Origin of the sequence: Pediococcus acidilactici (genome assembly GCF_016127815.1) — a bacterium.
Classification (GTDB): Bacteria; Bacillota; Bacilli; order Lactobacillales; family Lactobacillaceae; genus Pediococcus; species Pediococcus acidilactici.
In genome coordinates this window covers 1,496,429-1,521,045 of the sequence record NZ_CP066046.1, presented here as the reverse complement: position 1 = coordinate 1,521,045, position 24,617 = coordinate 1,496,429, and the positions used below count along the sequence as shown (strand labels likewise).

The following is a 24,617-nucleotide window of genomic DNA, read 5'->3' as shown; positions in this document are numbered from 1 at the left end:
ATGGAAATTCAAAATCTTGAAGAAGATATTCGACGCATTTTAAGTGAAGAACTAAAGAAAAGTGGCACTAGCCAAACTGCGTCAACTAGTGATGCGGGCCAAAACGGGATTTTTAAGACCGTGGATGAAGCAATCGCGGCAGCTAAGGCAGCTGAAGATGTTTATATTGATAAACCTTTAGCCTTTCGGGAAAAGGTTTTAACAGCAATTCGTGAAGGATTCCGTCCATACATCGAAAAAATGGCTAAGGACATTAAAGATGAAACAGGAATGGGAACGGTTGAAGCTAAAATTGCTAAGCTAAACAATGCTTTATATAACACTCCTGGAACTGAAATTTTGCAACCTGAAGCTGAAACTGGCGACGGTGGTTTAGTGATGTACGAATACGCTCCGTTTGGAGTGATTGGGGCAGTTGGCCCAAGTACTAACCCTTCTGAAACGGTAATTGCTAACGCCATTATGATGTTAGCTGGTGGAAATACGTTGTACTTCGGCGCCCATCCAGGTGCTAAAAAAATTACCCGTTGGACAATTGAAAAGTTAAACGAGTTAGTTTATGAAGCTACCGGGATGAAGAATTTAGTTGTATCAATTGAAGAACCGTCAATTGAATCTGTTCAAGAAATGATGCAACATCCTGACATTGCAATGCTGTCCATCACGGGCGGTCCAGCAGTGGTTCACCAAGCATTAGTCAGTGGCAAAAAAGCCGTGGGTGCTGGTGCAGGTAACCCTCCTGCAATTGTTGATGCCACTGCTAACGTTGCGTTAGCTGCACACAACATTGTGGATTCCGCATCTTTTGATAACAACATCCTTTGTACCGCAGAAAAAGAAGTAGTGGTTGAATCTAGCGTGAAGGATGAACTTATTAAAAAGATGCAAGAAGAAGGAGCATTTTTGGTAACTAACGCTAGTGATATCGATAAGTTAGCAGAAATGACCATTGGCAAAAATGGTGCACCTGACCGCCAATTCGTCGGTAAAGATGCAACCTACATTTTAGATAAGGCAGGAATTGCATACACGGGCACACCAAAATTAATTATTATGGAAGCCCAAAAGGACCATCCATTGGTCACTACCGAAATGTTGATGCCAATTGTACCAGTAGTTTCTTGCCCAACGTTTGATCAAGTTTTAGCGACTGCGGTAGAAGTTGAACAAGGATTGCATCACACGGCTTCAATTCATTCTGAAAACTTACCAAATATTAACCGTGCGGCACACCGAATGAACACTTCCATTTTCGTAGTTAACGGTGCAACGTATGTGGGAACCGGGGTAGGAGCTAACGGTGCTCATGCAGGTGCGTCAGCATTAACGATTGCAACCCCAACTGGAGAAGGAACCGCAACAGCTAAGACCTTCACTCGCCGTCGTCGGCTAAATTCGCCAGAAGCATTTTCGTTACGTTCATGGGAGGCATAATTTATGGAAAGAATTGCAATTCCAACTCAAATTTATTCTGGTACCGATAGCTTAAAGCAATTGGGAAAGCTAAACCAAGAACATATTTTAATGGTATGCGACGCTTTTTTGCCGGGGACGCCAACCTTAGATGAAATTAAGGGAAACATAAATTCGAGTAATCAGGTAACTATTTTTTCAGATGTTAAGCCGGACCCGCCATTGAAGAACATTATGCAAGGGGTTAACGAATATTTAAAAAATGTACCCACGGTAATGATTGGAATTGGAGGCGGTTCAGCGATTGATACAGGAAAGGCAATTCGCTTCTTTGGTGAAAAACTTTCGGGAAAATGTATTAAAGAATTTATTGCCATTCCAACTACCAGCGGGACTGGTTCAGAAGTAACCAATACAGCGGTAATTTCAGATCCGGAAAATCATCAAAAATTCCCAATTATGGAGGATTACCTAATCCCAGACGTTGCACTTTTAGATCCGCAATTAGTAATGACCGCTCCTAATAGTGTAACCGCTTTTTCGGGGCTGGATGTTTTAACCCATGCTTTAGAAGCGGTGGTGGCTCAGGATGCCAATACTATTACCGATGCCTTGGCAGAAAAGAGTGCCTCGGTAATTATCAATAATTTAGTTGAATGTTACCAACACGGTGACAATGAAGCGGCCCGTAAAATTGTTCATGAGGCATCTTGTGCAGCAGGAGCGGCCTTTAACAACGCAGGGTTGGGAATTTGCCACTCGATTGCACATCAGTTAGGAGCAAATTTCCATATTCCACATGGCTTAGCCAACGCAATGTTGTTGCCATACGTAGTGGAATATAACGCAATTCACAGTCAATTAGCATTACACAAATATGCAGTGGTTGCTCGTAAGGCTGGATTAGCAAGCTCTGGAATGGGTGATCGGGTTGCCGTGCGTAAATTACAATCCCAAATCAAGCAAATGGCAAGAAAGATGAATTGCCCAGCAACGTTGACTGCTTTTGGAATAGATACTAAAGCAGCGTTGGAAGCAACGGACCAAATCGTTGCTAGCGCTAAGTTGGACGGTACTTTCCCAGGGAATCCAGTCGTACCAACTGATGAAGATTTAGCAGAGATTTATAAAAAAATCATCAAATAAAGATTTTCAGGAAGGTAATTAGGATGTCCAAAAAGATATTGTCAATTAACTCAGGAAGTTCATCATTAAAATTCAAACTTTATCAAATGCCAGAAGAAGAAGTATTGGCCAGCGGTCAGGTTGATCGAATTGGGATTGCAAATAGTACGTTTGATTACACTGTTCATGGGAAGGCTACCCAAAATAGAGTGCCGATGAAGAACCATGATGAAGCGATTAAAGCGGTTATTAACATGCTTTTAACCAGCGGGGTCATTGAAGATAAGTCAGAAATCGTAGGAGTTGGGCATCGAGTGTCTCACGGTGGCCGGTATTACGATCGTCCAGTTTTGGTTAATGAAGATGTAAAAAAACGAATTGCAGAATTAAGTGTCCTGTCTCCATTGCATAATCCGGTTAACTTAATTGGAATTAAAGATTTTGAAAAATTATTACCAGCAGCCCAAGAAGTGGCGGTGTTTGACACCTCTTTCCACCATACGATGCCTGAAGAAGCATATATGTATGCTTTACCGTACGAATACTATGAGAAGTATGGGATTCGTCGTTACGGTTTTCATGGTCCTTCTCATGAATACGTGTCTGAACGAGCCACGGAATTATTTGGTGAAGAACGGACTAGTAAGATGATTACTTGCCATCTTGGAAATGGCAGCAGTTTGTGTGCGATTAAGGATGGTAAATCAATTAACACTTCGATGGGATTTACACCATTAGCTGGTTTAGTGATGGGCAGCCGTTCTGGGGATGTCGATCCAGAAATTTTACCTTTCATTGAAGAAGAGTTCCATTTGGACTCAGAAGAAGTGCGCGAAATGTTAAATAAGCGCTCTGGATTATTAGGCTTATCTGGGGTTTCTAGTGATGTTCGTGATGTCGAAAAGGCAGCTAACGAAGGTAACCGGCGTGCTCAATTGGCGATTAAGGTTTTTGTTCACCAAATTCAACATTACATTGGCGCGTATGCTGCAGATTTGAACGGGTTAGATACGTTAGTCTTTACTGCAGGTATTGGTGAACACTCGATTACCATGCGTAAAGCAATTTGTGAAAAATTAGGTTACCTCGGTGTCAAAATTGATGACCATAAAAATCAAAATGGTGAATTATCGATTGAAGCAGCAGATAGTAAAGTAAAAGTTGCGGTAATTCCAACTGATGAGGAAATCATCATTGCTCGGGACGTTATGCGAGTTGCTGAATTTAATTAAATGGGGATGATAACGATGATTGAAGATAAAGCGAGAATGATTCAAGAATACGTTCCGGGAAAGCAAGTAACTTTGGCACACATTGTGGCTAACCCAACGGAAGATATTTACGAAAAGCTTGGAATTCAAACTCCTAAAAATGCTTTAGGAATTTTAACAATCACCCCTAGTGAAGCTTCAATTATTGCCGGTGACGTAGCGACTAAGTCAAGTAACGTAACGCTTGGCTTTATCGACCGGTTTAGTGGCTCGGTAGTGGTCGTAGGGGAAGTCTCGGAAGTAGAGTCGGCCTTGCGAAAAGTGATTAAAACGCTGCACGAACTTCTAGGTTTCGATATTCCGACGATTACGCGTACGTAAGGCTGGTGCGAAGATGGATAAGCTGAATTTAAAAAATCGTTTTGTTTTGCCGCCGTTAGATATGCGAATGGCGCTATTTGATGGTACGGTTAGTTTAAATGACCTTGAATTCCATCGGCAACGTTCCCAAGCGGTAGGAATGGATGTGGTCGGCTCGGCTTTTATTTCCACAGAGGGGAACACTGCTTTAGGATCAATTAGTATTAGCCGAGATGAAGATGTTGAGGGATTAAGCAAGTTAGCAAAAGTAATCCAGCGAAATCATGCTAAAGCGATTATTCAGCTAGTGCATGCAGGACGCTTAGCTAGCCCCCAGGCAATCTTTGGGAAAAAAGCATTTGCTCCCAGCGCGATTGCAGCTCCCTGGTCCCAGCTAGTTCCGCAAGAATTAACTCGTGATGCTATTTATAAAATTATTGACCAATACGCAAACGCATTAAAACGAGCAATGGCTGCGGGATTTGATGGTGTGGAAATTCATGGAGCAAACGGCTTTTTACCGCAACAATTTCTTTCATCTAATGCTAATCATCGTCAAGACCAGTTTGGCGGTTCTTTAGCGAATCGATTCCGGTTCGTGAAGTTATTAATCCAACGATTGCAAGCAACGGTTAGCCAATTTGGTAATCAAACATTTGTTTTGGGATACCGACTTTCACCTGAAGAGTACGAAGACGGTGGCTTAAAATTAGGGGAAACCTTACAATTAGCGCAACTTTTAGAGCAGTTAGGGATCGACTACTTAAGTCTCTCCTTACGTGATTTTATGGTAACTCCCCGGACTTTTGATACCCAAGTGCCAATTGTGAAACTCTTCAATGCGGCGGTAGATCTACCAATAATGGTAGCTGGGCAAATTAATGACGCTAATAAGCTAAAACAAGCCCAAGAACTCAGCTCGCTAATTGGAATCGGTCGACCCTTAATTAAGGATCCTAATTGGTTGACTAAGATAAACTCGGGAAAATCCACAGCCAATGGTTTGGCCCTAACTGCTAGTGAAATCGGGGTTGCCCAGTCAGTTTATCAAGTGCTTTAAAAATAATAATCCACGAGGAGAACTCAATGTGCAGTAAAAGAATTTTGAATTTATCCGGTGGATTTAACTTTCGTGACTTAGGAGGTTATCCGGCAGCTAACGCGCGCCAAGTAAAGTGGTGTAAGCTAGTTCGGTCAGGATACTTATCGGATTTGACAGACCAAGATCTTCAAAAACTGGTAGATTACGGGATCAATTTAGTGATTGATTTACGTTCAAAGTCAGAAGTACAAAGTTTTCCGGATAGATTAAACTCCCATATTAAATATATTAACTTACCAATCTTTCAAGATGATCAAACTGAAAGCGGTGCGTCTTTGAAACGGATTTATCAGCTTTATGCACGTAGCGACCAAGGTGGCTTTCAGAAGATGATGCGATCTTACCGTAAACTGATTACGGATCCACACGCCCAACAGGCCTATCATCACTTCTTTGAATTATTGGAAAAGTACGGTAGGGACGGTGGAATTCTTTTTCACTGCTCGGCTGGAAAGGACCGAACAGGGATGTGTACAATGCTGTTATTAGCTGCTTTGGGGGTCGATGATAAAGTGATTCGAGAAGATTACTTGTTAACGAACCCAGCTTCTAAAGCACGCATTGAGTGGCGGCGCAACGAAGCAAAAAAGATGCACCTAGGAAGAAACTTTGTACAATCTGTTGAAGATTTAGCTTCTGTGAGGGACGAATATTATGACCAACTGGTAGGGATGCTTAATTATCAGTATGGTGGTATTCCCCAGTATTTAAAAAATGAAATCCAATTGACTAAGGCACAAAAGCAAAACCTACGAAAAATTTATCTCGACTAAATAAGTTTTTGATAGGTAGATAAATTACAAAACAAGCCATGCTAAAGAGGTTAGAAAATAGCAATTCTAACCTCATTTTTAGCATTCTTATGAAGTGAATTCAGAGTTAATAGTTTTATTTTAGAAAAAGTTTTCTATAATTTAAGTAGCTAAGGCAGTGGAAAAAACTAAAGAAGGAAATCAAAATGAAAGTGAAGCCAAAAATCGTTGGAAACGTTATCAAATCGGTTAATCCTTATGGTTGCCGGCAAGCAGTTTTAAATCAAATTAATTACGTAAAGTCTAAGGGAAAATATGCGGGACCTAAAAAGGTGTTAATTTTGGGCGGTTCATCAAGTTATGGCCTAGCTACCCGAATTACCACGGCGTTTGGCAGCGGTGCAGATACCATTAACGTAGCTTATGAACGGGGGCCAAAAAGTCCTGAACAATTAGGTTCTGCGGGGTGGTATAATAGTATCTTTTTCAAACAATTTGCTGAGCAAGCTGAGTTGATTGCGCAAAACTTTATCGGCGATGCGTACAGTGACACCATGAAACAACGGGTGATTGAGTACATTAAAAATGAATTTGGCGGAAAAATTGATCTGCTTGTATATAGTTTAGCAGCGCCGAAGCGCAACGACTCCCGATCCGAGAAAGCATGGCGGTCGGTTTTAAAACCAATCGACCAAAGCGTGACTGGCGAAAATATTGATTTAGAACACGAACGGTTATTCACCGAAACGATTGCACCGGCGACTCCGGAAGAAATTCAAGGAACTGCTAAAGTAATGGGCGGTGAAGACTGGGAATGGTGGATCCAAGCATTAAAGGAAGCCCATGTATTAGCAGATAACTTTAAAACGGTGCTGTATTCTTACATTGGTCCACAAATGACGTATCCGTTTTATCATGAAGGAACCTTAGGGGTGGCAAAAACGCAAGCTGAAAGATCCGCCGAGCGGATTAATCAGGAATTGAAGCCACTCCAAGGTCGAGCGCTAGTTTGCGTATCAACCGTAGTGACTACTAAGGCAAGCGTAGTCATTCCAATCATGCCAAAGTACATGATTGCTTTGTACAAAGTGATGACCGATGAGGCTACGCATGAAACACCAATTATGCATAAAGATCGGGTTTACCGGGAAATGATCTACGGGAAGCATCCAATTTACGATCCAAAAGGACGACTACGCGCAGACCATTATGAATTACGGCCTTCGACGCAGGCAAAAACGGCAGCCCTATACCAACAAATTAATGCAGATAATTTTAAAAGTCCGATGACGGGTTATGCTCAATTTAGAAAAGAATTTCTTAATACGGCGGGATTTGCGGTTGATGGTTTAGAGAATGATGAGTTTGAATTCTCTGACTTATTAAATCTAAAACCATAATAAATGGCTTACTGGGGATAACGAAGAAATCAAAAAACTGTTCAAATGAAAACTAGCATAAGCTAGAAATTCATTTGAACAGTTTTTTCGTAGCTACTAAGTTTACCGGAAGTCCACGTACATCCACTGGACTACGGAAACGCCCTTTGTGGAAATTAAGTCAGCTGAATTAGTTGGTTGCCGTCCATCAACGGTAAAAATCCAACCGCTTTTTTCATTTGCGTCAGTTAGGTCACCAATGCTATTAACGTATAGATAACCATTGGCAGACTCATAATAGTAATCTAGGTTTTGCTTCGTAAAGAACGTTTTAGAAACGTCAAAAACGGAGGCATTCTCTGGCCAGTCCAAAGTGTGATGAATCGTGTATATCCTGCTGATGGCTGCATTTTCTTTCCGATATTTAGACGGCGTTGTTCCAGTTATTTTTTTGAAAATCTTAGTAAAATAGCTGGTTTGTGAGAACCCCGCAATGTTAGAAATTAAATTAATCGGTTTCCGACTTAAAATTAGTTCCCGTTGGGCGTGAGCAATTTTTTGCTGATTGATGTAATTAATAAAATTAATATCCATGTATTTCTTAAAAATGCGACTTAAATACGATGGTGACAAAAATACGTGTTCGGCTACCGTACTAAGGGTTAATTGACTAGTTAAATTTTCACAAATGTAGTTAGTAGCTTCTTTAATACTCCGAATGGCTTCAAACTTTTCAGTACTAGTTCGAACTTGTGGATCTTCGGCAGTAGCAATTGGTAAAACGTTGTTAGCAGAGCTTTTTAGCTGCAGTAGCGTACTTAAATAATTTATTTTGGTCAACTGTTCATCGGTCAGCGGTTCTAAAACTTGGGCAGTCAAATCTTGCCGATTAGCAAAATGGCTGTTAAATAAATTAGAAAGATATTCCTTAGATACTTGGATCCGATGGTTAGAAGACTTTGCAGAGCTGCACATGGTGAATCCCCAAACCTGGTTATTGAGAATGATTGGGAAGATGATCGACTTACCAAAGTGTTCAGGATCGAGTGTTTTTTGAACAACTTTATTATCGGTGATAATGTCGCCACGGTAAACTAACACGCCAGTAAAGCTATAGAAAAGCACGTCGATTTGGGTGATTTCGTAAAAAGCGTTTAACGAATTGGCAAGTTTAGTGTAAGAGTCCGGCGTATAACGATCGTCATGCGTTTGATTTAATGCACTTAACATGATCAACCTCCTAATGAAAAAATATGTGAAAACGATTTCTTTCGTTAATTATGGAGCAAAAAAATACTATTCACAATGCAATATAATGTCAATTTATTGCTAAAATAACAATATTTTTAGCGATGATTGTAAAATATTGTCACCACGACAAAATAGTACACGTTGATAGGAAAGGACAAATTATTACCACTTTTTGTGGAAAAAGTATCACTTTCAAAGTTTTAGGAATGGTACCGTTAAAGTAACCTTTTAAAGAAAGTGGTTACAGATGAAAGAGCAACCGTTAAAGTCGAACACTAATCAACGGAATTCGACACTTGAGTTTGAACGCCTAAATCCAAGCATTATCTTTGCGTACTATTTACTTTTAATCATGATTACCGTTTTATTTAATTCCCCCATCATTTTAATGATTGAATTTATCGCGGTTTTGGGATTGTTAATTCAAGTTTCTGATATGATGTCGGCACTTAAAACGCTTAAGGCGACGGGAATAATGGCACTTTTTATTATCATTATTAATCCGCTGACCAACCATAACGGCGCACACTTACTGACGTCTTTTCACGGATTGACGATTACTAAAGAAGCGTTATTGTACGGAATTTTAATGGCTTTGTCTTTAACTAACGTAATTTTACTGTTTGCTTCGTATAACAAGCTGATGACTAACAATAAATTTATGTTTTTGTTTGGTAAAATTTTGCCCCGCCTGTCGTTGCTAACGATGATCGTAATGCGATTTATACCTTTATTTCTAAAGCGCTTCAAAAATATTAGCCAAATTCAAAAGATGCGAGGAATTAATATTGATCAAGGTAGCGTACGGCAACGAACTAAGGCTTTAATGCAACTAATGCAAGTATTGCTGGTGGACGCTTGTTATAACGCCTTTCAAACTGCGGATTCAATGACTGCCCGCGGTTTTGGCAGCACCAAAAGGTCCAATTACCAGCGTTATCGGATGACCCGCCGTGATATAACATACGCGGGAATCTTAGCTAGCGGCGGAATAGTTTTAATTGGGGAAGCGATTCGTCGAATAGGTGTAATTCAGATTTATCCTAGTTTGCAAATGAATTGGGGGACTTGGCAAGAAGAAGGGCTCCTCATTGGCACGGTGGCTTTGATTTGTGGATTACCAATGGTTGTAGAGTTGAAGGAGGAACTTTGGTGGAAATTTTACAAGTAAAAGATTTATTTTTTAAATACGCTCTCGCTAAGAGGGATAATTTGGAAAATATTAATTTAAACGTCAATCAAGGTGACTTTATGCTGATCATTGGTGATTCAGGAAGTGGAAAAACTACCTTACTAAAACAATTAAAAAAGGAGTTATGGCCAGTTGGCGAACGTCGGGGAGCAGTAAAGTTTAAACACCAGTCCCTGAGAACACTATCGCCAATTGAAAGTGCCCGGAGAATAGGGATGGTTTTTCAAAATCCGGATGATCAAATTGTGATGGATACGGTAATCCAAGAGCTCGCCTTTTCCCTTGAAAATGTTGGGGAAGATAGTGAAAACATCCAGCGTAAAATTGCTGAAATGGTTAGCTTTTTTGGCTTTCAAGATATTTTATACGCATCAGTAAACGAACTTTCCGGTGGACAAAAGCAGTTGGTTAATTTGGCGGCGGTATTAATTTTGCAGCCTGAATTATTACTTTTAGATGAACCCACCGCGCAGTTAGACCCTATCGCAACTAAGGAATTCATCAGTCTTTTACAACGGGTTCATGATGAACTAGGGGTAACCATTATGATCAGTGAACACCAACTCGACGAATTATTGCCCTTGGCTAATCGATTATGCATTATGGAGGAAGGTAAACTAACTTTTACTGGTAACGTGGAAGAAGGGGTGCAACATGCCGTTCAAGATCAGAAAATGGCTGAGTTCATCCCTGAAGTTCCTCGTCTTTTTTTGGCAGAAAATTTAATCGCCACGTCTTCTAAGGATACCGTACCACTAACGGTGGTCGCTGGTAAGCGTTTTATCGATCGTCATGGGATTAAATTTCAGCAACGAAAGCGGATCATCCCTTCACTGAGTGGTGACCCAGCTTTAAAGATTGAGCATGTCGATTTTAAATACGGGCGGAATAGTCCACTGATCTTAAATGACTTAGGGCTAACTGTACAACGCGGTGAATGGTTATCAATTGTGGGGCGAAATGGTACTGGAAAGTCAACCTTACTAAAATGTCTAATGGGAATGGAAAAAGCGCGACGAGGTAAAATTACCGTGTTCAATCGTAAACTTGCTAAATGGGAAAGCGGTCAGTTGTACCGAATGGTGGGGTATTTATCGCAAAATCCTGCCGATCACTTTAGCTATGATACGGTGCTTGAGGAATTGGTTAACCGAGCCCAACAATTAGGATTAGCGGAACCCCAAGAAATTGCTGAGTCAATGCTAACGCGTTTAAAAATTAACTCCTTGAAAAATAAAAATCCACACGATACCAGTGGTGGTGAGCAACAGTTGATCGCCTTAGGAATTATTTTAATTGCTCAACCCCAAATTTTACTTTTAGATGAACCTACTAAGGGACTAGACCCATTACGTAAAAGGAGTTTAGGAAAGCTATTGCAAAAGCTACAAAAAGCAGGAATGACAATCATCACTACTAGTCACGATATGAGTTTTAGTGCTACCTATGCTACCCGCTGTGCCATGTTGTTTGACGGTAAAATTACTTCTACAGCAGACCCGTACTCCTTTTTCGCTAAAAATTTCTTTTACACCACCCCCATTAATCGGATGGTGCGGGACCAATTGCCAACTGCTTTAGTATGGAGGGAGCTTAGCCATGAATAAGCAAATGACGGGAATTACTTTCTTAATTGCCATTGTAATTTTCTTGGTTTTTTTAACCTTCGTAACTGCACTACAAGGCCAGCACTTTCTTTTATTTAGTTTTATTTGTTTAATCGCGAGCGTAATTCCCTTTTATTGGAAATTCGAAAGCAGTGCTCTAAAAGCTCGTGAGGTGGTCTTTTTAGCGGTACTAATTGCAATCGCTGCAGTTAGTCGGGTACCATTTGCAATCATTCCCAACGTACAACCGACTAGTTTTGTGATTATCACTGCAGGAGCAGTGCTAGGTCCAGAATCGGGATTTATTATTGGCTCGACAGTGGCGTTAACGTCGAATATGTTTCTTGGACAAGGGCCGTGGACCCCATGGCAAATGTTTGCGTGGGGGATGATGGGGATGACGGCCGGATTGTTGAAAAACACCCCGTTAGTTAATCACAAATATGCAATGGTGCTTTTCGGTTTTGCCTGGGGGTTTGTTTTCGGGTGGATCATGGATTTGTGGTATTTGGTAGCTTACATCAACCCGCTGAATTTCAAGGCGATGCTACTAACTTTTCTAGGAACCGGATACTTTGATTTACTACACGCTTTATCAAACGTTTTTTTCTTACTGATTTTTTACAACTCATGGAAAAAGACCATTACTCGTTTCAAAATCAAGTATGGACTGCTAGATTAAGAATGATTTGCCCAAAAATAAACACGCCAATGCGTTCGGTACAGAAGCAAGGCGTGTTTTAATGATTATTCATTTTCTTTGGAAAAAATTTGGGACGCTAAAACGGCCCTTTGCCACCCTCGATAAAGACGTTCACGTTTTTTAGCGGTATAAACGGGTTGAAATTTAGTGATGGGATGTCGAAGTTTTTTAATTTCAGTGAGATCTTCCCAAAAACCAACGGCTAGTCCAGCTAAGAAGGCCACTCCTAAGGCTTTGATGTCGGTAGTTTCTGAACGATTTACGTCCACCCCTAAGATATCTGCTTCAAACTGCATTAAGAAATCATTTTTAGCCATGCTACCGTCGGTGTAGACGGTCTGAAGTTCTGCCTGCATGTCCTCTTGCATAGCCAAAATAACGTCTTTAGAACGGTAGGCAATTGACTGCAGGGTGGCACGCACAAAATCTGCTTTGGTGGTTTTATCGGTCATCCCGAAAACCGCGCCCTGTACCTTTTCGTCCCAGTAGGGTGCCCCCATCCCGTTAAACGAGGTTACTACGTATAGGTTATTGTTGGTAGATTGACTAGCAACTGCTGCCGAATGCAAAGGATCTTTAATCATTTCCAGACTATCTTGTAACCAGGTAACCGCAGTTCCGGCAACAAAAATATTGCCTTCTAATCCGTAATAAATTTTTTTATCAAGTCCAAAGGAAACCGTGGTAAGTAAATTATTTTCGGAATGAACCATGTTTTCACCGGTGTTTACGGTAATGAAGGCGCCAGTGCCGTATGTAGCGCTAATTGCTCCGCGGTGGAAAGCCAGCTGGCCTACCAAAGAGCTCTGTTGATCACCAATCATCCCGGCGATAGGTACGGAACAGTTAAAAAACGCGGATCCAATCGTGTAGCCAAAGATTTCCGAGTTAGAACGTACTTCTGGCATCAGTTGAATGGGAATGTTCAGTGCTTTCAATAACTCTTCGTCCCAGTCTAGAGTACGAATGTTAAAAAACATCGTTCGACTGGTGTTTGTGTAATCGGTGACGTGAGCATGACCATTGGTTAACTTCCAAAGTAACCAGGTCTCGACCGTGCCAAAGAGCAGTTCGCCGTTTTCGGCCTGCTGCTGGGCATGGGGAACGTGGTCTAAAATCCACCGAATTTTAGAAGCAGAAAAGTACGAGTCTAATACTAGTCCCGTACTGTTTTTGACTAGGTCTTTATAGTTGGAAAGGTTCCAAGAGTCGGTGGTTTCGTTGGTCTGGCGTGAGCGCCACATAATGGCATTGTAGATGGGTTTGCCAGTCCTTTTATTCCAGATGATGGTGGTTTCTCGTTGATTAGTAATCCCAATTCCAGCGATTTGCTTAGGGCTAATTCCCGAAACAATCAATGCGTTAGCCATCGATGAATAAACTTTTTCCCAAATATCTTCGGGAGATTGTTCGTACCAGCCCTGATGGGGACTTTCTTGGGACAACTCTCTAGAAAAGCTAACCACCTCAGAGCTAGCATGGTTAAAAATCACGGTCTTAACTACCGAAGTACCAGCGTCAATTGATAAGATGTATTTTTGTTTCAAGTTTCTGCATCCCCCTGTAACAACGCAATAAACGAACTTTTTGAAAGACAACGGCGATTGTAGATTTAAGTATAACACGATTCGGTGAAACAAATAATTTGTTTCACGGACCTTTCAGGAAACTTTTTAAGATAATTGCAAAAAACACCCTGCAACAAAGAAAAAAACGTTTTTTTAAGGAAGAAAACTTAGAAACTCCCCGGAAGTAACTTGCTTTTATAGTCGTAAATGAATTATGATATTATATGGAAAAATTGAATAAACTCAATATCTTATAATCTTTTGGAGGCAAACATGTCTGAACATTATTCCGATCCAAAGCTTAAAATTTTCGCTTTGAATTCGAACAAGCCCTTAGCGGAAAAAATCGCCAAGGCAGTTGGTGTAGAACTCGGGAAAACATCGGTTGATCGTTTCCGTGATGGTGAGATTCGTATTAATATTGAAGAAAGTATTCGTGGGGATGAAGTTTACATTATTCAATCCACCTCTGCGCCGGTTAATGATAATTTGATGGAAATGTTGATCATGATTGATGCTTTGAAACGTGCTAGTGCCAAGACAATCAACATCGTAATTCCATATTATGGATATGCTCGGCAAGATCGTAAGGCCCGTTCGCGGGAACCGATTACTGCTAAGTTAGTAGCAAACATGATTGAACGTGCGGGTGCAACCCGGATTATCGCACTTGACTTGCACGCAGCACAAATCCAAGGTTTCTTTGATATTCCGCTCGATCACTTGATGGGTGCACCATTGTTAGCTGATCATTTCATTGAACGGGGCTTGAATGAAAATGCGGTAGTAGTTTCTCCTGACCACGGTGGAGTTACGCGCGCACGTAAGTTGGCAGAATTTTTGAAAGCACCAATCGCAATTATTGACAAACGTCGTCCACGCGCAAACGTTGCGGAAGTAATGAACATTATTGGTGAAGTTAAGGGCAAACGTTGTATCATGATTGACGATATGATTGATACGGCCGGAACGATTACTTTGGGAGCACAAGCTTTGATCGATGCGGGCGCAACTGAAGTATATGCTAGCTGTACACACCCAGTTTTATCGGGTCCAGCGATCGAAAGAATTCAAAACTCGCCAATCAAGGAATTGATTGTGACGGATTCTATTCAACTTCCAGAAGAAAAGAAAATTGATAAGATCACAAGCATTTCGGTAGGACCTTTGATCGGGGAAGCAATTCGTTTAATTCACGAAGACAAACCGGTTAGTCCATTATTTAACAATCGTTTTAGTACAGAACACTAATACGGGTTGGCGTACCGATAGCAAAAGAATAAATGAATGCAGAGGCAAGAATGAATTTCTTAGCCTCTTTTTTTATGTACCGGCTACTTTGAAAGATAAAACTCATTCAATTTTTAAAACTTGGTAAACAAGCCGATTTTTGGACCCTAAATCATTTACAATAGAATTAATAATTTTAATTGGAGAAGTGAATTATGAAATTTTGTTTGAACTGTGGCGAAGAATTACCTGAAAAGGCACATTTTTGCCCTAATTGCGGGGCTAAAATCGAAACAGCATCAAGTGAAAGCTCCCGGCTTTCTCGTGCAGAATTGCATAAAAATCGGCAAGAAACACCATTAGAAGATTTGAAAGAAAGCGCGGATACCAAACCGGAAGAAGAACCAACGATTAGTCGCACTCGCAGAAAAAGCAGTGCTTCTACGGACCTCAAGGAGGGTGCGTTAACTACGTTGCAATGGATCGGAGGCAATTGGTTAACGGCTCTGCTAGTTTTGTTAGTAATTGGAGCAATTTTTTACTGGCTAAGTAAAATGGTTGGGGTAGTTTTACTGGTGGTGGCGGTTGCTGCCGCATTTTTCTACGCTCAACGAGTGGGCGCTGGTGACCGTAGTGCAGACCAGGCTGTGAAAGCAGCCCTTCAAAAGGGGGGCGAAGCAGGTCGTCAGGTTTGGCAAAAATTGCAAACGGCGTTACTAAAGAAACGTGGTAAAAAGGATTTCACCACTCCAACTACCGAACAAAATTCCGATTCAACGGAAGCAGCGGCAGCGGAAGCGGAAGCGACTGCGGAGCCGAAATCTATGAAAGAAGGGGCTTCATCAGGGGTAAATGATCCTAAACCAACTACTGGCACTGACGTACGTAAAGGGAAGCAACGCTGGACGTTGAAAAATAAGTTCATTATGGGAATTGCCATTATTACCGGAATGGCTGCTTACTGGGCACCGTTTGCTTCGGCACCCACTGCTGGGTATAACGTTAAAACTTCCCTTATGAGTATTTTGAAGACGTTAGGAGACGATCAGCTTGCTCACTTTTTATGGGTGATTCCCGCATTGCTCTTATTTGGAGCGCTTTTGCAATTCCATTGGCTGACCAAATGGGCGAGTTACCTAAACTTGCTGTGGTACGGAATGATGTTCTTTTTGATTTACCAAAATGAAGCCCAATTAGTTGGCCTAGGTAACATGTTCAACGGAGTTCGTTGGGGATGGGGCGGCTATTTAATTGTAGCTTGCAGTATTATCTTATTATTAATGCATTCAAGAACGCGTACTCGAAAATAAAGCATATTATCACCGCTACCTAGTCTAGGTCGATGGTAATATGCTTTTTTGTGCAACAAAAAAGGATTCTAGACTTCTCACACTAGAATCCCACTAAGAGGAAAGGCGTTCCCAATCAATCGTGATCTCTTTATTGGAAAATTTATCGATCTTTACACCTTCAACTTCAATTACATATTCAATTGTTCAGCCGTCGTGCTTCTAACCTACCTGAGGTTTTGTTATTACGTCTGCTGCTGCATGTCTAATCAAACAAAGGGTTTGACGAAGGATACACTCGTTCAGGCTAACGGTGAAATAGACGGTCTTGGAGTTTCATTAAGATATTCTTCGAAACGATAGACCTCCAGTGAACTATTGGGTTTTTATTTGGAACAGTGCCTAGGATAATTACCTAAGCGAAGTATTTATGTCATTGGACACACCTACTTGATTCAATGCTTGGAGATGACGTTGAACATTACTCTTTAAAAAGATGATTGCCACTCCATTCATCAATCCATCGTGCGTAAACACTTAATCATTACGACGTCTCTAAACGTCAAAACTTTTTCACGGTACGCTCATGATGCAATTGATTAGCGAATAGAGCTAATATTCTTGCCTTTTCGTCGGTTCTGGCAATCTGAGAACCAAGGCCATCTGAGAAGTTTTTGATTGAAGAGGAACTATTTCCTTTCCTCAATTAGAATACTATCACAACTTGTAAGCGGTTGCAATATAAAGACTCGAAACTACCAAAAAATATTTTTTGGTAGTAAATTTCAATGCTAAATTCGAACTTACTAAGTGTCGTGGAGGCGATTAGCGAGTTTTGATAGTTATATTTAATTTCAACACGTTAATGTAGTATAGGCGAAATGCATTCCAGAACCCAAATCTCTCCGGTTAACTAAATTAAGGTATTAATCGCAATTCACGATTAATACCTTAATTCTGTTAAGCCTCAAGATTTACCCGGGTTCTGGAGCGCTCTAAACTATTCCACCCAAATCTTCACACCCTTATAGATGTTGTAAATGAAGAGGGCCAAAGCCACAATTCCCATTAATCCCACAATTAAGAACAGTACCAAAGAGGTGGTTGGAAAATGATTTCCCGTAAAGCTGTGCGCAGTAGCGAGAATTCCCAACCCAAAACCTAACGGCAACAAAATGACGGGAATGAGGTGAAGCCAAAACGCCGTAATTGCGTGCCGATGAGCAGGTGCATACTGGACATTACTGGTAAGTACCATCACGATAATTGGAAAAATAATTGGTAGAAAAAAGATGCTGAAATATGAAAGTGAACTTAAAAATTTATTTTCGGTAGACATCAATCTGCTCTCCTTAAATTAGTTTAGGCAATAGATCAGTTTTCAATTGAAAAGGTGACAAAAAGGTTGTTTTTGTAAGTCGTTAAATTCTGCGGTAAAAATTGTTTTATCTTTGTAAGATTATTAATTGATAAAAATAGGGGCTCGAAAAAATTCTCGCCCCGATAGTATATAAATTACCAAATAAAAGTGCAATACCGTTTAAAAATTGCTTAAAACATCGTTAAGTAATTACCCTTTTTTGGCTTCCTTAGCCTTACTTTTAGCTCGTAATTCATCCTTTAGCTTTTCAATATCTTCTTCGTGAGCAGCTTTCCATTTCTTGTATGAAAAGCGAGCATCGGTATCCGTATCCCCAATTTTCATTCCGGTTTCAAGCCAGAAAACTGCTTCCGATAAACTACCAAAGTTGCGCATCCAAAGGGTGTGTCCATTTGCGGAATCTAAAGCGACGTAAGAACGAAACTTTTTAGTCAGGTAAGTATGTTTGCGAATCTTGAAGGCTTTTCGTTGCCGAGTTAGCTTGTAATCAGGAAGAATATAGTGCCCAGGGTGCTTTAAAACGGGGACGTTATCCTGCCGTTGGCTCTTAAATTCTACAAGCATTGCCTTCGCGGTGGGTTGGTCGATAATATTTACGTCAAAATTTGCCATGTAAACTCCTCCTGATTATATTTCTAGTAATATTTTAGCATAAATATTAACCAACCGTTCTAACAAACCCCTACTTTATAAATCTCTTAATTTGAGAATGCTTCTAAATTGGTATACAATGCTATTTGCATTATTTTTTATTATTTACTATATAGAAAGGAGACCATTTATATGCGTAAGTATATTTCAGAACTTATTGGTACTTTTGTATTGGTCTTTGTAGGAACGGCAGCAGTAACGATTGCTCATGCAAACGTAGTTGGAATTGGATTAGCCTTTGGGTTAGCCGTAACCATTATGGCTTATTCAGTAGGAGCAATTTCAGGGGGACACTTTAACCCCGCAGTTACTCTTGGAATGTGGATTAACAAACGGATTAGCGGTGCAGATGCCGTTTATTACGTGATTTCCCAATTTATCGGAGCGGTTTTGGCTTCCGGAATGGTGAAGTACTTCCTTTCCGCAATGGGTGCTTCCACAGCTAACTTGGGTCAAACTGATTTCACTAAGATTTCGGCGTTCCCTGCATTAGTTACCGAAGCGTTGGTTACGTTCTTGTTTGTATTAGTAATTCTGTTCGTTACTAGCAAGCAATACGGCAATGCCAGCTTTGCTGGATTGATTATTGGCCTAACTTTGGCATTGATGATCATCGCAACCTTAAACTTAACTGGTGGTTCATTGAACCCCGCACGGAGTTTTGGACCTGCTATTTTAGTGGGTGGCAGTGCGTTATCCCACTTCTGGGTTTACGTGGTTGCTCCACTAGTTGGTGGTGCAGTTGCTGCCGTTGTAGCTAAGGCTCTAGGTAGTGAAGCTGAATAATTAGCTGAGTAATAAAATAGGCTGAGGATTGGGATAATGCCCAATTTCCTCAGCCTATTTTTTATGCCGATTTTTTTTACGTTCTAAATTAAGTTCGCGCTGCAAGTGGTCGACTTTATGATCCAACTGGTCGATTTTTTCAAATAGCCGACTAAAATCATCTTTGTTAGCGTCGGTAGTTTGACTCGTGAAAAATCCCGTAATCGTACTGGTTAACAAACCGATAAAACCGACCCCGGCGATCATTAAGAAGGCGGCGATAAACTTGCCGACGTTGGTGGCGGGAGAAATATCGCCATATCCAACCGTCGTTGCCGTGGTAATTGCCCACCAAAGCGCGGATGGGTACGGGACCTTCTCCACTATAGAATACATCAAGGAGCTCAATACTAAGATGAACATACTAGCGGTAAAAAGGTTCAAAAATCCTGATGAGTAAACAAAGCGGTGCACAGTTTTGGAAAGTTTACCATCCAAACCAAATCGCCAGAGTAAATGGTGGTGCCGAATTAGTCGCCAAACCCGGCCGATTCGAAAAATGGCGAAGGCCGGATGCAGCGGAATTAACGATAATAAATCAAAAGTGTTATCAAAGAGAAATCTTTGCCAGTGCCTACTGCTGGCTAGGCGATAGAAAAAATCGATCGTATAAAGGAGCAGTAAAACATTTAATAAATGGGCTAATGGTGGAGCGCTTAAACGGATGGCATGGGGATCCAAAAACGAGCCCACGACGATTAGGAATGAAAAGAGGGCGATGCCCGCAATTCCAATGTCGTAGCTTAGCTGCCAATTGATTTTTGTTTTCGTCATGAGTAAAATCTCCTAAATTAATAGAATTATTTTAACGCATTTCTGACCGGTGTAAATAGTTTAGAAATGATATGATAGGACTAATTAATCCTAGAAGAGGTAAAGCAGATGAAAAAAATATTGGCATTACACACTGGCGGAACAATTTCGATGTCGGCTAGTAATGATAAGGTAAAGACTAACGAAGAAAATCCGTTATTGGATACCCAATTTATTAACGAAAATATTGATTTGGCAAACGAAGTCGTATTAAATAAGCCTTCAGAACACATTACCCCAGAAGATATGTTGGTAATTAAAAAACGGGTCAAAAAGGCAATCGACAACGATGAATGTGATGGAATCGTGATTACCCACGGTACCGATACGCTCGAAGAAACGGCTTATTTCCTTGATCTTACGATTCCAAGCGTGATTCCAATTGTTTTAACGGGCGCAATGCGTTCTTCTAACGAGCTTGGTTCTGATGGTGTTTATAATTTCCAAAGTGCGATTTTAACGGCGGCTTCCGACGAAGCTACGGGCAAGGGCGTGTTAGTAGTCATGAATGATGAAATTCACACCGCCCGGTTTGTTACTAAAACCCACACAACTAACGTAGATACTTTCCGAACGCCAACGTTTGGGCCGTTAGGAATTGTATACAAACGGGATATTCGTTTCTTCCAAGCCTTAATTAGCCAACAAGTTTGTGATATTGACGAGCTAGTTTCTGGTGTTTACTTAGTTAAGGCTTACGCAGGAATTCCAGGAGCCATTTTTGAGACGCTAGATCGCCCAGAAACTAAGGGGATCGTTATTGAAGGACTTGGTGCGGGAAATTTGCCAGTTGAAGTGGTAGAACCCATTCAAAAATTGATTAAAAAGGGAATTCCAGTAGTAATGGTTTCCCGATGCTACAACGGGCTTGCTGAACCAATTTACGATTACGTTGGCGGCGGCATTGACTTAGAACGGATGGGAGTGATCTTCTGCCAGGGACTTAACGGACAAAAGGCGCGGATCAAACTCCAAGTGGGGTTAAGCAATCACATGGACGGCAAAGAAATTGCCCGCTACATGCATGACGCCGTTTCTTAATGAAGCCCGTGTATAATAGAACTGTGGAAAAACAGAATGGGAGGAAAGAAAATGACAAGTTCAGTTAAAGAAGATTTTTATGATGCAGTCAACGGAGAATGGCTAAAAACGGCTAAAATTCCAGACGACCATTCCTCGACCGGAGGTTTTATGGACCTCGTTGACGGAGTTGATAAACAGTTAATGAAGGATTTTGCCGCAATGCGGAATCACGAAGTTGAACCAGATACTCCCGAGTTGGCCGAATTTATTAAGTTTTATGAAATGGCGGCGGACTTTCAACAACGGGATGCGGATGGAGTGGCTCCGTTATTGCCATACCTTGCACAAATTGAAAAACTGCAAAATTGGGATGACGTCAACGCTAACCTAAAGGAATTATTCTATAACGGGGTTGATTTACCAGTGGATATCGGAATTGAACCCGATTTAAAGGGTGACGGTGCCGACAAACGTAACGTTTTGTGGGCTGGGGGCGTTAGCTTGATTTTGCCAGATAAAACTTATTACGACGCCGATAACCCCAATGGACCACAACTAATGAAAATCTTTACCGAAATGATGAACCAACTCTTGGTAAAGATCGGTAAGTCACCTGAAGAGGCGCATGAGATTGTTGAACAAGCCAAACGGTTTGACGCTAGCTTAGCACCATACCGTAAAAACTCGGAAGAACTTAGTGACGTTGCGAAACTCTATAATCCAATGGAATTTACGCAGTTTGCGGACCAAGTTCAAAGTATTGACGTTAAAAAATTAGTTCAAGAATTGTTAGGTACGCAACCAGAACAAATTATTGTTACCGAACCTCGTTTCTATGAAAACCTCAACCAAGTGGCTAATGACGAGACTTTTGCCGACTTTAAGAGCTGGGCGTACGTTAACATGGTCCGTTCGTTGACGGGTTACCTTAGCGAAGAGTTCCGACAAATTGGCGGAATGTACGGACGGGCGTTGTCCGGACAGAAAGTTTCCATGCCGCAAGAAAAGAGTGCCTTTTATCTAGCACGCCGGACGTTTAGTCAAGTGGTAGGCGAATACTATGGTCACCGTTACTTCGGGGAAGCAGCTAAAAAAGACGTTCACGAAATGGTAGTTGCCATGATTAACGTTTACGAAAAGCGCTTGGCAAACAACGACTGGCTAGGGGAAGCCACCAAACAAAAGGCGATTACTAAGTTACGTTCTTTGAAGATCTTGGTGGGTTATCCAGATGAACTGAAACCGGTTTATAAGAAATTAAAAACGAAAACTGCAGCTCAGGGTGGCAGTTTAGTTGAAAACGTACAAAACTTCTCGCGGATTTTCCTTGAAGACCAGTTAGCAAAGTACGGTAAAAAGGTTGACCGCAGTGAATGGCACATGAGTGCGGATACGGTGAATGCTTATTACTCTCCGGAAGGCAACTTAATCTGTTTCCCAGCAGCGATTTTGCAAGCACCGTTCTATAGCTTGAAACAAACTGCTAGCCAAAATTACGGTGGAATTGGTGCGGTAATGGCTCACGAAATATCGCATGCCTTTGATCCTAACGGGGCCCTCTTTGACGAATATGGCAACATGGACAACTGGTGGACGCAAGCTGACTTAGATCACTTCCACAAACTATCCGAAGCCATGGTTCAAGAATTTGATGGACTGCCATTTGCGGGCGGCAAAGTTAACGGTAAGTTGGTGGTAACGGAAAACGTTGCTGATGATGGCGGGCTTAGTGCAGCATTGGAGGCGACAAAAGCAACCGACGACCCTAACTTGAAGGAATTCTTTACAAATTGGGCGCGGATTTGGCGGACTAAGGCAACTCCAGAACGAGAACAATTACTGTTAGCCATTGACGTTCACGCCCCATCCAAACTGCGGGCAAACGTTCAAGTGCAAAATTTCCAAGAATTCTACGACACCTTTGACGTAGAACCCGGTGATGGAATGTACATGGCCCCAGAAAAACGGGTGCAAATCTGGTAATTTCAGGACTTAGTGCAGGAAAACTACTGAATAATTTAGTTGATTAAAAAGCCGTTTGGTGAAGTGTTAACTTCGCTAAGCGGCTTTTTAGGCTAGCGGCTTGGGAAAATAGGCTTGAATACTGCATTAGTGGGACTAACGATAGCAATATTATTGGCGAATGGTTGGGTTAGCTTAGGAAGGCCAGCAAAAAACTGCGACTAAGTAAAATTTAGCTATTTTAAAACTAAATGTTTGATTAGATTTCTAATTGTGTTATCATTGTGCCACAAAATAAAAAAGCGTGGGAGACGAGTAAATTATTTTGCGCTAACAGTGAGTCAAGAAATAGTGGAAACTTGATTAGTGGCAATTTAGTTGAATAACACTCCTGTAAGCTCCAGGCTGAAATGTAGCGCGCACAGATTAAGCTTGGACGTTGCCGGTCCGTTACCACCGGAGCGTATGTTAGTACGTGTTTTGAGGTGATCCGTTCTGATGAATGGGTAACTTGGGTGGTACCGCGAAAGTCTTTCGTCCCTAGTATTCTAGGGGCGGAAGGCTTTTTATTTTGTAATTAATCTCAAAAGGAGTGAGGAAGATGCATTTAATAATTCCAGAAAAATATGAACCAAAATTGTCCGTACGCGAAACTCAAAGGGCGATTAGATTTATCCGCGAAACCTTTCAAGACGAATTTGGTAAGGAGATGAACTTATCAAGAGTTTCGGCACCAATGTTTGTCGACCACTCCACGGGGCTTAATGATGATCTTAACGGAACGGAGAGTCCGGTTTCTTTTACAATGCAAGACTTGCCAAACCATAAAATTGAAATTGTTCATTCACTAGCCAAATGGAAAAGAATGACTTTATCGCGCAACGATTTTGACTTACATGAGGGCATTTATACCAATATGAACGCCATTCGTAAAGACGAAGATTTAGATAATTTGCATTCCATCTACGTTGACCAATGGGATTGGGAAAAAATTATTGCCAAAGAAGAACGGACTACGGCAGTTTTAAAGGAGCACGTCCGTAAAATTTTTAAAGTGATTAAGCATATGGAGCATGAAGTTTGGTATAAATATCCCCAGGCTGTTTATCATTTGCCCGATAAAATCCATTTTGTCACGACGCAGGAGTTGGAAGATCGTTGGCCTGAAAAAAGTCCTGAAGAACGGGAAAAGGCGATTACGCAGGAGTTAGGATGCGTTTTTTTGATGAAAATCGGCGGACCCCTTAAGTCTGGAAAAAGACATGATGGGCGGGCTCCCGATTACGACGATTGGAACTTAAACGGTGATATTTTGTTTTGGTACGCTCCTTTGCAGTGTGTTTTGGAACTTTCTAGTATGGGAATTAGGGTTGACGAAGACGCGCTCCGCAGACAATTAAAAATGGCTAACGCCGAAGACCGTAGTCAATTGCCTTTTCATAAGGCGTTGTTGAACGAAGAACTACCGTACACAATTGGCGGCGGAATCGGTCAATCGCGACTATGTTTGTTGCTGTTGGGGAAGGCGCACGTTGGCGAAGTACAAGCCAGCATTTGGCCGCAAGCAATGGTTGAACAATGCAAAAATGCGGGAATTCAACTTTTATAAATGCGGCGAAGGGCGTAGCTTTATTAAAGTAGCGAAACAGAGATTATAGGCTGCAAAACAAGGGCACTTTTCCAAGACTTAAAACTTGGAAGAGTGCTTTTTGTGTAGGAATTATTTGCTGAGGGGATTAGTAAGGTGATTAGCAATTGGCACATTTTTGGCAAAACACGA

At 41.2% G+C, this 24,617-nt stretch carries 21 protein-coding genes; 16 read left to right on the top strand and 5 right to left on the bottom strand.

Going from position 1 to position 24,617, the window contains the following annotated elements; genetic code table 11:
- From I6H64_RS07535 to fabV, 7 genes are all read left to right on the top strand, one after another.
- Nucleotides 1-1,434 carry an aldehyde dehydrogenase family protein gene (locus tag I6H64_RS07535; RefSeq protein WP_056985032.1) on the top strand — a complete coding sequence of 478 codons (1,434 nt, stop codon included), beginning with the start codon at nucleotides 1-3 and terminating at the stop codon, nucleotides 1,432-1,434.
- A 3-nt stretch (nucleotides 1,435-1,437) separates the two neighbouring features.
- A complete protein-coding gene (locus tag I6H64_RS07530; RefSeq protein WP_008841251.1) occupies nucleotides 1,438-2,559 on the top strand; it encodes a 1-propanol dehydrogenase PduQ in 1,122 nt (373 codons plus the stop codon).
- A gap of 23 nt (nucleotides 2,560-2,582) precedes the next feature.
- The gene (locus I6H64_RS07525) at nucleotides 2,583-3,770 is read left to right on the top strand and encodes an acetate/propionate family kinase (RefSeq protein ID WP_056985034.1); all 1,188 of its coding nucleotides are present in this window, start codon (nucleotides 2,583-2,585) and stop codon (nucleotides 3,768-3,770) included.
- A 15-nt stretch (nucleotides 3,771-3,785) separates the two neighbouring features.
- Nucleotides 3,786-4,130 carry a BMC domain-containing protein gene (locus I6H64_RS07520; RefSeq protein WP_002830138.1) on the top strand — a complete coding sequence of 115 codons (345 nt, stop codon included), beginning with the start codon at nucleotides 3,786-3,788 and terminating at the stop codon, nucleotides 4,128-4,130.
- Between the two features lie 13 nt (nucleotides 4,131-4,143).
- Nucleotides 4,144-5,169: an oxidoreductase gene (locus I6H64_RS07515; RefSeq protein WP_008841246.1), complete on the top strand. Its 1,026-nt coding sequence runs from the start codon at nucleotides 4,144-4,146 to the stop codon at nucleotides 5,167-5,169.
- 26 nt (nucleotides 5,170-5,195) lie between these two features.
- Nucleotides 5,196-5,984 carry a tyrosine-protein phosphatase gene (locus I6H64_RS07510; RefSeq protein WP_008841245.1) on the top strand — a complete coding sequence of 263 codons (789 nt, stop codon included), beginning with the start codon at nucleotides 5,196-5,198 and terminating at the stop codon, nucleotides 5,982-5,984.
- Nucleotides 5,985-6,169: 185 nt separating this feature from the next.
- Nucleotides 6,170-7,363 carry an enoyl-ACP reductase FabV gene (gene fabV / locus I6H64_RS07505; RefSeq protein ID WP_008841244.1) on the top strand — a complete coding sequence of 398 codons (1,194 nt, stop codon included), beginning with the start codon at nucleotides 6,170-6,172 and terminating at the stop codon, nucleotides 7,361-7,363.
- A gap of 102 nt (nucleotides 7,364-7,465) precedes the next feature.
- Here fabV and I6H64_RS07500 read toward each other — a convergent pair whose 3' ends face one another.
- A complete protein-coding gene (locus tag I6H64_RS07500; protein ID WP_008841243.1) occupies nucleotides 7,466-8,572 on the bottom strand; it encodes a helix-turn-helix domain-containing protein in 1,107 nt (368 codons plus the stop codon).
- A gap of 268 nt (nucleotides 8,573-8,840) precedes the next feature.
- Here I6H64_RS07500 and I6H64_RS07495 point away from each other — a divergent pair, with 268 nt between their 5' ends.
- Genes I6H64_RS07495 through I6H64_RS07485 form a run of 3 tightly spaced genes read left to right on the top strand, consistent with a single transcriptional unit; the run spans nucleotide 8,841 to nucleotide 12,074 of the window.
- A complete protein-coding gene (locus tag I6H64_RS07495) occupies nucleotides 8,841-9,764 on the top strand; it encodes an energy-coupling factor transporter transmembrane component T (RefSeq protein WP_008841242.1) in 924 nt (307 codons plus the stop codon).
- A complete protein-coding gene (locus I6H64_RS07490; protein WP_008841241.1) occupies nucleotides 9,746-11,392 on the top strand; it encodes an ABC transporter ATP-binding protein in 1,647 nt (548 codons plus the stop codon). The genes I6H64_RS07495 and I6H64_RS07490 overlap by 19 nt, the downstream gene beginning before the upstream one ends.
- Nucleotides 11,385-12,074 carry an ECF transporter S component gene (locus I6H64_RS07485; RefSeq protein WP_008841240.1) on the top strand — a complete coding sequence of 230 codons (690 nt, stop codon included), beginning with the start codon at nucleotides 11,385-11,387 and terminating at the stop codon, nucleotides 12,072-12,074. The genes I6H64_RS07490 and I6H64_RS07485 overlap by 8 nt, the downstream gene beginning before the upstream one ends.
- A gap of 65 nt (nucleotides 12,075-12,139) precedes the next feature.
- Here the strand turns inward: I6H64_RS07485 and glpK are convergent, their stop codons facing one another.
- Nucleotides 12,140-13,642, bottom strand: coding sequence for a glycerol kinase GlpK (gene glpK / locus I6H64_RS07480; protein WP_008841239.1), 1,503 nt, complete (start codon nucleotides 13,640-13,642; stop codon nucleotides 12,140-12,142).
- A gap of 294 nt (nucleotides 13,643-13,936) precedes the next feature.
- On the opposite strand from glpK, the gene I6H64_RS07475 reads away from it, so the two are divergent.
- Nucleotides 13,937-14,914 (top strand): ribose-phosphate diphosphokinase, encoded by a 978-nt coding sequence (locus I6H64_RS07475; RefSeq protein ID WP_002830125.1) that lies wholly within the window; start codon nucleotides 13,937-13,939, stop codon nucleotides 14,912-14,914.
- 194 nt (nucleotides 14,915-15,108) lie between these two features.
- Complete coding sequence (locus I6H64_RS07470; protein WP_008841238.1) at nucleotides 15,109-16,203, top strand: zinc ribbon domain-containing protein; 1,095 nt, start codon at nucleotides 15,109-15,111, stop codon at nucleotides 16,201-16,203.
- A gap of 979 nt (nucleotides 16,204-17,182) precedes the next feature.
- On the opposite strand, the gene I6H64_RS07465 is transcribed toward I6H64_RS07470, so the two are convergent.
- On the bottom strand, nucleotides 17,183-17,521 hold the full coding sequence (locus I6H64_RS07465) for a hypothetical protein (protein WP_002830991.1): 339 nt from the start codon (nucleotides 17,519-17,521) through the stop codon (nucleotides 17,183-17,185).
- 231 nt (nucleotides 17,522-17,752) lie between these two features.
- On the bottom strand, nucleotides 17,753-18,175 hold the full coding sequence (locus I6H64_RS07460) for a hypothetical protein (protein ID WP_002830120.1): 423 nt from the start codon (nucleotides 18,173-18,175) through the stop codon (nucleotides 17,753-17,755).
- Between the two features lie 171 nt (nucleotides 18,176-18,346).
- On the opposite strand from I6H64_RS07460, the gene I6H64_RS07455 reads away from it, so the two are divergent.
- Nucleotides 18,347-19,000 carry an MIP/aquaporin family protein gene (locus I6H64_RS07455; RefSeq protein WP_002830992.1) on the top strand — a complete coding sequence of 218 codons (654 nt, stop codon included), beginning with the start codon at nucleotides 18,347-18,349 and terminating at the stop codon, nucleotides 18,998-19,000.
- Between the two features lie 54 nt (nucleotides 19,001-19,054).
- Here the strand turns inward: I6H64_RS07455 and I6H64_RS07450 are convergent, their stop codons facing one another.
- Nucleotides 19,055-19,813: a potassium channel family protein gene (locus I6H64_RS07450; protein WP_002830117.1), complete on the bottom strand. Its 759-nt coding sequence runs from the start codon at nucleotides 19,811-19,813 to the stop codon at nucleotides 19,055-19,057.
- Between the two features lie 108 nt (nucleotides 19,814-19,921).
- Between I6H64_RS07450 and I6H64_RS07445 the strand changes: the two genes are divergently transcribed.
- The 3 genes from I6H64_RS07445 to asnA all read left to right on the top strand — a co-directional run bounded on the left by I6H64_RS07445 (nucleotide 19,922) and on the right by asnA (nucleotide 24,446).
- On the top strand, nucleotides 19,922-20,893 hold the full coding sequence (locus I6H64_RS07445; RefSeq protein WP_008841237.1) for an asparaginase: 972 nt from the start codon (nucleotides 19,922-19,924) through the stop codon (nucleotides 20,891-20,893).
- Nucleotides 20,894-20,944: 51 nt separating this feature from the next.
- Complete coding sequence (locus tag I6H64_RS07440; RefSeq protein ID WP_036685220.1) at nucleotides 20,945-22,858, top strand: M13 family metallopeptidase; 1,914 nt, start codon at nucleotides 20,945-20,947, stop codon at nucleotides 22,856-22,858.
- 580 nt (nucleotides 22,859-23,438) lie between these two features.
- On the top strand, nucleotides 23,439-24,446 hold the full coding sequence (gene asnA, locus I6H64_RS07435) for an aspartate--ammonia ligase (protein WP_002830114.1): 1,008 nt from the start codon (nucleotides 23,439-23,441) through the stop codon (nucleotides 24,444-24,446).
- Nucleotides 24,447-24,617: the final 171 nt, after the last annotated feature.

Excerpts from the sequence above, each read along its gene's own strand:
- I6H64_RS07515 (WP_008841246.1), top strand. The coding sequence starts at position 4,144 with ATGGATAAGCTGAATTTAAAAAATCGTTTTGTTTTGCCGCCGTTAGAT.
- I6H64_RS07455 (WP_002830992.1), top strand. The coding sequence starts at position 18,347 with ATGCGTAAGTATATTTCAGAACTTATTGGTACTTTTGTATTGGTCTTT.
- I6H64_RS07510 (WP_008841245.1), top strand. The coding sequence starts at position 5,196 with ATGTGCAGTAAAAGAATTTTGAATTTATCCGGTGGATTTAACTTTCGT.
- I6H64_RS07495 (WP_008841242.1), top strand. The coding sequence starts at position 8,841 with ATGAAAGAGCAACCGTTAAAGTCGAACACTAATCAACGGAATTCGACA.
- I6H64_RS07445 (WP_008841237.1), top strand. The coding sequence starts at position 19,922 with ATGAAAAAAATATTGGCATTACACACTGGCGGAACAATTTCGATGTCG.
- I6H64_RS07500 (WP_008841243.1), bottom strand. The coding sequence starts at position 8,572 with ATGTTAAGTGCATTAAATCAAACGCATGACGATCGTTATACGCCGGAC.
- I6H64_RS07530 (WP_008841251.1), top strand. The coding sequence starts at position 1,438 with ATGGAAAGAATTGCAATTCCAACTCAAATTTATTCTGGTACCGATAGC.
- I6H64_RS07460 (WP_002830120.1), bottom strand. The coding sequence starts at position 18,175 with ATGGCAAATTTTGACGTAAATATTATCGACCAACCCACCGCGAAGGCA.
- I6H64_RS07520 (WP_002830138.1), top strand. The coding sequence starts at position 3,786 with ATGATTGAAGATAAAGCGAGAATGATTCAAGAATACGTTCCGGGAAAG.
- I6H64_RS07440 (WP_036685220.1), top strand. The coding sequence starts at position 20,945 with ATGACAAGTTCAGTTAAAGAAGATTTTTATGATGCAGTCAACGGAGAA.
- I6H64_RS07475 (WP_002830125.1), top strand. The coding sequence starts at position 13,937 with ATGTCTGAACATTATTCCGATCCAAAGCTTAAAATTTTCGCTTTGAAT.
- I6H64_RS07470 (WP_008841238.1), top strand. The coding sequence starts at position 15,109 with ATGAAATTTTGTTTGAACTGTGGCGAAGAATTACCTGAAAAGGCACAT.
- I6H64_RS07450 (WP_002830117.1), bottom strand. The coding sequence starts at position 19,813 with ATGACGAAAACAAAAATCAATTGGCAGCTAAGCTACGACATTGGAATT.
- I6H64_RS07535 (WP_056985032.1), top strand. The coding sequence starts at position 1 with ATGGAAATTCAAAATCTTGAAGAAGATATTCGACGCATTTTAAGTGAA.
- I6H64_RS07485 (WP_008841240.1), top strand. The coding sequence starts at position 11,385 with ATGAATAAGCAAATGACGGGAATTACTTTCTTAATTGCCATTGTAATT.
- I6H64_RS07525 (WP_056985034.1), top strand. The coding sequence starts at position 2,583 with ATGTCCAAAAAGATATTGTCAATTAACTCAGGAAGTTCATCATTAAAA.
- asnA (WP_002830114.1), top strand. The coding sequence starts at position 23,439 with ATGCATTTAATAATTCCAGAAAAATATGAACCAAAATTGTCCGTACGC.
- I6H64_RS07465 (WP_002830991.1), bottom strand. The coding sequence starts at position 17,521 with ATGTCTACCGAAAATAAATTTTTAAGTTCACTTTCATATTTCAGCATC.
- fabV (WP_008841244.1), top strand. The coding sequence starts at position 6,170 with ATGAAAGTGAAGCCAAAAATCGTTGGAAACGTTATCAAATCGGTTAAT.